The sequence below is a fragment of the Megasphaera sp. AF13-6AC genome (assembly GCF_027685385.1).
In the GTDB taxonomy this organism is placed as follows: Bacteria; Bacillota; Negativicutes; order Veillonellales; family Megasphaeraceae; genus Megasphaera; species Megasphaera micronuciformis.
Map to the genome: position 1 here is coordinate 1 of NZ_JAQCUN010000073.1, position 6,633 is coordinate 6,633.

Genomic DNA, 6,633 nt, shown 5'->3' on the forward strand with positions numbered 1-6,633 from the left:
CTGACAGCTTTTAACAGCTTGATTCCCGACAATCGGCAAACGCTGATAATAAGACCCAATAAAAAGCCGATACCTACGGAAATAGCTGTAATTTTGATTGTCATAGCCGCACCCAATAATAGTAACGGCAGAGAATTCCATATTAAATCGAAATTCATAGCACCTTCACTCCTTAAATTTATCTACCCAACTGATGCACCAGATTATACAGGCCTTCATCAAATACAAATCGAATCTTATCCGCTTCTTCATACGGTGTGGCGACGACTTGCCTGCCGACGGAGCCGACAACACAGTTATACTTCCCTTCCAACAGCACATCAACCGCCTTCTGCGCAAAACGGCCGGCCATAATCGAGTCATAAGCTGACGGTGAACCGCCGCGTTGCACATAACCCAGAACAGTCAAGTTAGCCTGTAGGTACGTGTGTTCTTTAATATAATCGACCACTTCCGTACCCGTAGCGGCTCCTTCGGCAACAACAATAATACTGCTCATCTTATTCATGCTGTGTGATTCCAAAAGATGGCTACAAACGGCCTGAAAATCGACAGGATGTTCGGGCGTCAAAACAATTTCCGCTCCCGAGGCCATCCCTGAATAAAGAGCTATGAAACCGGCATGACGCCCCATGACTTCAATAACAGCTACACGGTCATGCGAATAAGCCGTATCACGAATCTTATTGATCGAATCAAGCACTGTATTCACAGCCGTATCGAAACCGACCGTATATTCCGTCCCGACCATATCACCGTCAATAGTACCGGGAATAACAACGGTAGGAATCCCTAAACGACTAAGTGCTTCAGCCCCTTTCATGGAGCCGTCCCCACCGATAACTACCAAGGCGTCAATTTGGCGGGAACGTAGAAATTCAGCGGCTTTTTTCTGTACTTCGGGTTCTATGAATTCGAGACAACGGGCAGTACGTAAAAAAGTTCCGCCTCGTTGAATAATTTCTCCTACAGAACGCCGATCAAGAGACCTTATATCTTCATCCAACAAACCACCGTAACCGCGGACAATGCCTTCTACGCTCAGACCCTTATAAATAGCATATCTGGTAACGCCGCGAATAGCGGCATTCATGCCCGGTGCATCTCCGCCACTCGTTAAAACGGCGATTTTATTAATGTTCATGCGTCTTTCCTCCCCGATCTCGCTTGGCAAACTGTATCTTTTCCTTATGAATTGCTTCAACAATCGTATCGACAATATAAGAGGCACCGCCGCGAGTCGTGTCAATCGTAAAATCACAATAGGGGTATACGTCTTCCCACTGCTTCATCATCGTTCGTACAAAGTTGTGTAAATCGTCGTAGTCTACAGTCGGTCTCTTACCGATATGTCTGCCGACTCTCTCCTCCACTCGATACGGTTCGGACGACAAGGCCACAATAACTCCGTTTCGATGAAGAATCCGATACGTATCGACATTCATGGGAAAATTGCCGCCGAAAGAAATAACCGCTTCATGATAACGACTTACTTGATGAAGAATATTGATTTCCCTTTCCCGAAAAATCGGTTCCCCCGCCTCATTATAAAATTCGGCAATAGTCATGCCTACAGCCCGTTCCAGTCGTCGATCCGTATCGACGAACTGCCACTTCAGGCGTTGTGCCAGCTTGCGGCCGATATGGCTTTTTCCGCTGCCCATCATGCCTACAAGTACAATGTTACGTTTCATCATCTGTCCCCCCTGCGCAGACTCTGAAAAACTATACGTATGAATTGTCTACTATTATAGCAAAAAATAAGGAAAGATAACACTGTAAATAGAAAAAAGCAGTACTTTTTATGCATACTTTGGTGATTAATATGCATTCAGTGCTGCTTTTTACTCATTTTTTACTTTTATTTTCCCTTTTCACCGAACCGGAGCGAACATCAATGCTCATTATTCCTGCCGCTCTATTTCCGTCTCGTCCCGACTCCAAATGCGTAATTTCCACGAACACGGGCGGCATCAGACAATCCATATCGTTGAGAAAGCGTATAAAATCAGCATAGCTCCCGCAAGCCGTCACTTCGTAGCCTTCATCTTTGCCGCTAGAAAGACTGTGTAAGTCCGTAACGGTAACGGAATTTTTACGCGCCAATTCTTCCGCCATAACGGGAATATCCGTATTATCATCTAAGACAAAGGGGGTAAACGCCGGCTCTTCACGGTTCTTAAGTTGTTGTGACGCAAGTCGGTTTTTCCCTAAGTGCACGCAGGCCTCGTACAAAGCTATGTCACGCATAATTGCAAAGACACATAGAATCAGAGTTATTAAAAATAAACCGATTATATACGCGTCTAACGACTTGTCTTTGTATACTGAAAACTTATTCTTTAACCAGTTCGAAATGAGTCACTCCTTCCCGTTCTTCAGTTTTTCCGACACGCCACACGGAATTTTCCGTCTTAGCCTTTAACGCATTTTGCCAATGTGAAATCTCTTCTTTCTTTTTCGTTTCTCCCGTAACAACTAAAGCATTACCTCGTTTTTCGCATTTAAGGAAGGTAATATTTTCAGGTTTTGTTTCTCCTATATGTACTAAGAAAGCGGCCGAGTCCGTCTTTTCTTCCAACCGTTCCTTCAGTTCTTTCGCCGCTCGCCTGCAATTTTCGGCAGATTTTTTATGAATTTCCGACTGGCGTATAGCTTCTCCCGACGTTTCGGACCGTATCTTTCTGCCTACATTTTCTAAACCGCAGCCGTACAAAAGAGCTATACCAAGAATGAATGAAACCGCTACTTGAGCAGCTATAAACAGATTACGAACCGTCTTTTCGTGCCCCTTCGATTCTCTAAAAGAGAGGCTTAAATCAAACTCCATAACTATAACCCCATTAATAAAGGCATGGCTTCAAACGCTACCTGCCATTTTTTACTTAAGGCCTCTGCTCGATCGTCTCTCTCAGGAGGAACCACGGTATGATCGACTCCCGGGTCGTCTTCACAAGTATATGCGCAAACATTTCTTTTATTAAGGACTGTAATGTGCCTTTTACCGTCATCCGTAATGGATACGCTTCCCTCATATGAGGGATACAATTTCCCAATAAGAGCCGGTAATATATCAATTCTATCCAACAAACATCCCTTTTCTCTACAGCAACGAATGACGGATTCCACTGTATTCGCCGGATAAGCGGCAGCCAACCAGTTATATTCTCCCTGCAGCTTTTCTTCTCCCGTCCTGACGGCATCATAAACATATTCTTCGGTACTGTCTAATATCATTCCGCTCCAAGCCACGGACTGACCGGCCTCTTTGCGTGATGCCGTAGGTAAAGACACCGAGCGGACAATTAAGTTTCCGTCACCCAATACAACGGTCAACAAATATCCTTTCAGAGCATACTGATCGATAACGTGTTCCACCATAAGCGCCGTATTACCGTCTTTTCGTTTTCCCGGAGTCTCTGTAACCGACGCCTGAAGTGCTACAACTTGTCGCCATGCATTTTTTTCGCAACGAACAACACGACACTGCGTTTCCTCAGGCCAGATAACGGCCTGTCGCCTGGCACTGTAACGCCTGAAAGTACCGCTCTTTAATAGTGTATCCACCGTATTATCCCCTTCCCGTCCCTCATCGTAAATTTCAAAGAACAAGTTTTTATACAACCGTCAACCTTGCAAAGAGCACAGCTTTCCAATATATAATCGCCCTTCGTCGCTTCCCTTATTTTGACACGGGTCTTAACTTTTTCATCTTCTTCCGTAAATGGCGAAAACTGTCCCTTACAATACATATCATAAGCTTTAAAAAGAGATTCCTCAGCCCTGTATTCCGTTTCCGCTCCCCGCAGGTATTCGGCTTGGCAACCGAGCTCCGCCGAGGCGGACCGGGAAAAGGCCACAGTCATACTTAGAGCCGCCAAGGAAAGTCCTAAAATAATAAAGGTCATAAAACCGTTTCTACGAGTTCTTACCATATTCATCCTTCCATGCAGTGGCTAAGGGTACGACATACACACAACATTCCTGTTCTTCTTCAGTAACCCTGTCTTTCAACATAAAATGCATGACAATCGCTTCTTCATCTTTTTGAAAAAACGCTTCTCCCCCATACGGCTCTACAAAGACGGCCGTATGTTGCCCTGCCCCGTCATCATCACCCGTCAGTGGCTGAACCGTCCCGTTATTCAATTTTTTATACAGTCCGAACTTATGCACCGTAAAACCGGCATGTTTTCCGTTTTCATCCGTATAGGTGACCGTTTTGCCGCTGACTCGTACATTTTCCGCATAACGCAGTTCGTGTCGAACCGTTTCTTCACATATGACAGCCTGTCGCAACAGACACTCTCTGCTATAAGCTTCTTTATACCTTTTTACACTGTTCGTAAACAAAGTTGAAAAAATAAGGGTTGTCGCACAGGCGATACAAGCATATAGGATGATTTCAACTGAAAAGAAGCCCTTACCGCTCTGCCGTCTTGTGTGTAGTAAGAACATATTTTTCACCATCCCGCGTTGTCATAACCACCTTATAAAGCGTAGATGAATTCGTATCTTCTACTAATGCTTCTACACGTATGCCGTATTTTTCGGCCAAGTCTTTTGTATATTTACATCTTTTACCTATGCATAACGCTTCCATCTCGCATCTGCCTACGGTAGCTACCGCTCGCATTTGACAAGCTCTATGCAATAAAATCAAAGCACGATTCTGGCAAACACTTACGGCCGTAAAAATGAGAAGTCCCGCACTTAAGGCTATCAATGCATCGGCAAAAATAAAGCCGTTCTTACTCCGTTCGAATGCGCCCCGTCTGGGCCGCAATGATAATATGTCTTTTATACCGCTCATCATCCGTCTCAACAACAAGATGCATCGTCTTTCCTTCCGGACGTCCGTCTCCGTCAAAAGATACAATACCCGTTCCCTTAACCGAAACACCTTTCGGAAATGCCTGCTCCTTACGAACTGTAAGGGGATCCGTTGTAAGTACATATTCTTTCGGGCGTACATATAATTTCCCTGCTCCGTATTGACCTCGATTTCCTATTGACCGGGTACGCAGACATCGTATTTCCGCCACTAATTCACTGACAGTCGTATCAACGGCATATTGACTCCGTCGCCTATGCACGGCTACAGGGGCGGCCATTGTCGAAACAATAGCCGCCAATGCCAGAACTACTATCAACTCTGTCAGCAAGTACCCGTTTTTCTTCATAAAAGAATATCCTCTAAGAAAGCTCCCCATTGTCCGACAACCCACCACCCTCCTAAAATAAAGGGAGCAAAGGGAACGAGTGTATTCTTTTTGATAAATCTTACCGGCAAGGCCGCACAAGCACCTGTCACAAAGGCCGCCACCAACATAAGATAGGCTCCGATCCCGTCGCAAGTCGGAGCTAACAGGGCAAACAGCTTAACATCTCCCGAACCCGTTTGCTGCGGTGCCACGGCATGTAAAGCAATCATAAAGATCACACTTCCCGCCATAACGGCAAGATTCGGTTGTACTGTATGAACCGACAGGTACAGTCCCTGAATACCTGCAAGAATTAACAAAAGCAGGTCGGGAATCCAATACCATTTCATATCACATACGATAAAAATTACGGACAAAATCATCATAGCTGCAACATAGAGATTCTCATAGTTATTAAGTATCCAAGTCGCCACGAAATTTTTTAGCCTCCGTTTTTAATATCTTCCATTTGTGACGTATAAGTCTTCCCGTCAAAAGTTCCCGACACGACGCCGTCCGTGCCTATGCTGTATACAGTTCCGTCAGGAAGCTTGGGCTCGAATTGCAGATATGCCTTACCGTTTGTATCCTTTGTAGCCAAAGCGGCCACCGTTTCGGGATATTTCCCTTTATCGATTTCATACAATGCCGCCGCATTATCAATCGTCCGGATGTCCGCACTGATTTTTGCTATTTTCGCCGTCTTTCCGGCAGACATAAACTTGGGAACGGCGACGGTAGCCAAAATTAAAATGATACTGACAACAACCAGCATTTCCAAAAGTGAAAACCCGTTTCTTACAGGCGTTATACGAAAACTTGCAATCTTCATCATATCATCTCCATTTCTTCAGTTCACGGCTGTAATCATATCCAGAAGCGGCAATAACAAGGCCGTTACGAGAAATCCGGTTACAATTCCCGTGAGAACCAACATAAGCGGCTCGGCAGCCTTGCGAATGGCTGTACTCGTTTCTCGGAGCCGCTTCCCGTAATAAGCGGAAACGGTCCGGAGAACGCGATCATAGTCTCCCGTCGACTCGCCGACACGCAACATAGTCTCGACGTAAGATGTCCCGAATCTTCCCGACTTGACGGCGGTACTGAAAGACATGCCGTTCTCCAGACAATGAATCGTACGCACAATATGCCCCTTGAACACTTCTGACGGAACAGCCGAAAGGGCATCTCCGAGTGCCGAAATTATCGGAATGCCTCCGGACAACTGAACGGCCAAAATCATACTGAAGCGTTGCCATGACCAAATCAAAAAGAATGTGCGTATCCGCCCGATTCGCCACAATAATTCTTCTATCCTTTCTCTATATCGCCTCCTTTGCAATAACTTATATATCAGAATTCCTGTCATCACTGCCGCACCGATCAAAAACAGTCCGTAGCGACAAAGGAAATTTCCTGCTGCCAGTAA

General features: G+C 45.3%; 12 protein-coding genes. All 12 read right to left on the reverse strand.

Annotated features, from left to right (window positions below):
• Nucleotides 1-178 precede the first annotated feature (178 nt).
• The gene (gene pfkA / locus PGX78_RS05195; protein ID WP_270445716.1) at nucleotides 179-1,144 is read right to left on the reverse strand and encodes a 6-phosphofructokinase; all 966 of its coding nucleotides are present in this window, start codon (nucleotides 1,142-1,144) and stop codon (nucleotides 179-181) included.
• Entirely contained in the window at nucleotides 1,134-1,697 is a 564-nt protein-coding gene (locus PGX78_RS05200; protein WP_270445718.1) for a shikimate kinase, read from the reverse strand. The genes pfkA and PGX78_RS05200 overlap by 11 nt, the downstream gene beginning before the upstream one ends.
• A gap of 151 nt (nucleotides 1,698-1,848) precedes the next feature.
• Nucleotides 1,849-2,220, reverse strand: a complete 372-nt coding sequence (locus PGX78_RS05205; RefSeq protein ID WP_270445720.1) for a hypothetical protein — start codon at nucleotides 2,218-2,220, stop codon at nucleotides 1,849-1,851.
• 115 nt (nucleotides 2,221-2,335) lie between these two features.
• Nucleotides 2,336-2,830: a hypothetical protein gene (locus PGX78_RS05210; RefSeq protein WP_270445722.1), complete on the reverse strand. Its 495-nt coding sequence runs from the start codon at nucleotides 2,828-2,830 to the stop codon at nucleotides 2,336-2,338.
• Nucleotides 2,831-2,832: 2 nt separating this feature from the next.
• Entirely contained in the window at nucleotides 2,833-3,567 is a 735-nt protein-coding gene (locus PGX78_RS05215) for a hypothetical protein (RefSeq protein WP_270445724.1), read from the reverse strand.
• On the reverse strand, nucleotides 3,552-3,935 hold the full coding sequence (locus PGX78_RS05220; protein ID WP_270445725.1) for a hypothetical protein: 384 nt from the start codon (nucleotides 3,933-3,935) through the stop codon (nucleotides 3,552-3,554). The genes PGX78_RS05215 and PGX78_RS05220 overlap by 16 nt, the downstream gene beginning before the upstream one ends.
• A complete protein-coding gene (locus PGX78_RS05225) occupies nucleotides 3,919-4,458 on the reverse strand; it encodes a hypothetical protein (protein WP_270445727.1) in 540 nt (179 codons plus the stop codon). The genes PGX78_RS05220 and PGX78_RS05225 overlap by 17 nt, the downstream gene beginning before the upstream one ends.
• Complete coding sequence (locus tag PGX78_RS05230; protein WP_270445729.1) at nucleotides 4,424-4,786, reverse strand: hypothetical protein; 363 nt, start codon at nucleotides 4,784-4,786, stop codon at nucleotides 4,424-4,426. The genes PGX78_RS05225 and PGX78_RS05230 overlap by 35 nt, the downstream gene beginning before the upstream one ends.
• Nucleotides 4,752-5,183: a pilus assembly FimT family protein gene (locus tag PGX78_RS05235; protein WP_270445731.1), complete on the reverse strand. Its 432-nt coding sequence runs from the start codon at nucleotides 5,181-5,183 to the stop codon at nucleotides 4,752-4,754. The genes PGX78_RS05230 and PGX78_RS05235 overlap by 35 nt, the downstream gene beginning before the upstream one ends.
• A complete protein-coding gene (locus PGX78_RS05240) occupies nucleotides 5,180-5,638 on the reverse strand; it encodes a prepilin peptidase (protein WP_270445732.1) in 459 nt (152 codons plus the stop codon). The genes PGX78_RS05235 and PGX78_RS05240 overlap by 4 nt, the downstream gene beginning before the upstream one ends.
• Before the next feature lie 8 nt (nucleotides 5,639-5,646).
• The gene (locus PGX78_RS05245; RefSeq protein ID WP_006942787.1) at nucleotides 5,647-6,039 is read right to left on the reverse strand and encodes a competence type IV pilus major pilin ComGC; all 393 of its coding nucleotides are present in this window, start codon (nucleotides 6,037-6,039) and stop codon (nucleotides 5,647-5,649) included.
• A 15-nt stretch (nucleotides 6,040-6,054) separates the two neighbouring features.
• On the reverse strand, nucleotides 6,055-6,633 hold a 579-nt coding region (locus tag PGX78_RS05250), incomplete at its 5' end, for a type II secretion system F family protein (protein ID WP_270445736.1).

Excerpts from the sequence above, each read along its gene's own strand:
- pfkA (WP_270445716.1), bottom strand. The coding sequence starts at position 1,144 with ATGAACATTAATAAAATCGCCGTTTTAACGAGTGGCGGAGATGCACCG.
- PGX78_RS05200 (WP_270445718.1), bottom strand. The coding sequence starts at position 1,697 with ATGATGAAACGTAACATTGTACTTGTAGGCATGATGGGCAGCGGAAAA.
- PGX78_RS05210 (WP_270445722.1), bottom strand. The coding sequence starts at position 2,830 with ATGGAGTTTGATTTAAGCCTCTCTTTTAGAGAATCGAAGGGGCACGAA.
- PGX78_RS05220 (WP_270445725.1), bottom strand. The coding sequence starts at position 3,935 with ATGGTAAGAACTCGTAGAAACGGTTTTATGACCTTTATTATTTTAGGA.
- PGX78_RS05225 (WP_270445727.1), bottom strand. The coding sequence starts at position 4,458 with ATGTTCTTACTACACACAAGACGGCAGAGCGGTAAGGGCTTCTTTTCA.
- PGX78_RS05235 (WP_270445731.1), bottom strand. The coding sequence starts at position 5,183 with ATGAAGAAAAACGGGTACTTGCTGACAGAGTTGATAGTAGTTCTGGCA.
- PGX78_RS05245 (WP_006942787.1), bottom strand. The coding sequence starts at position 6,039 with ATGATGAAGATTGCAAGTTTTCGTATAACGCCTGTAAGAAACGGGTTT.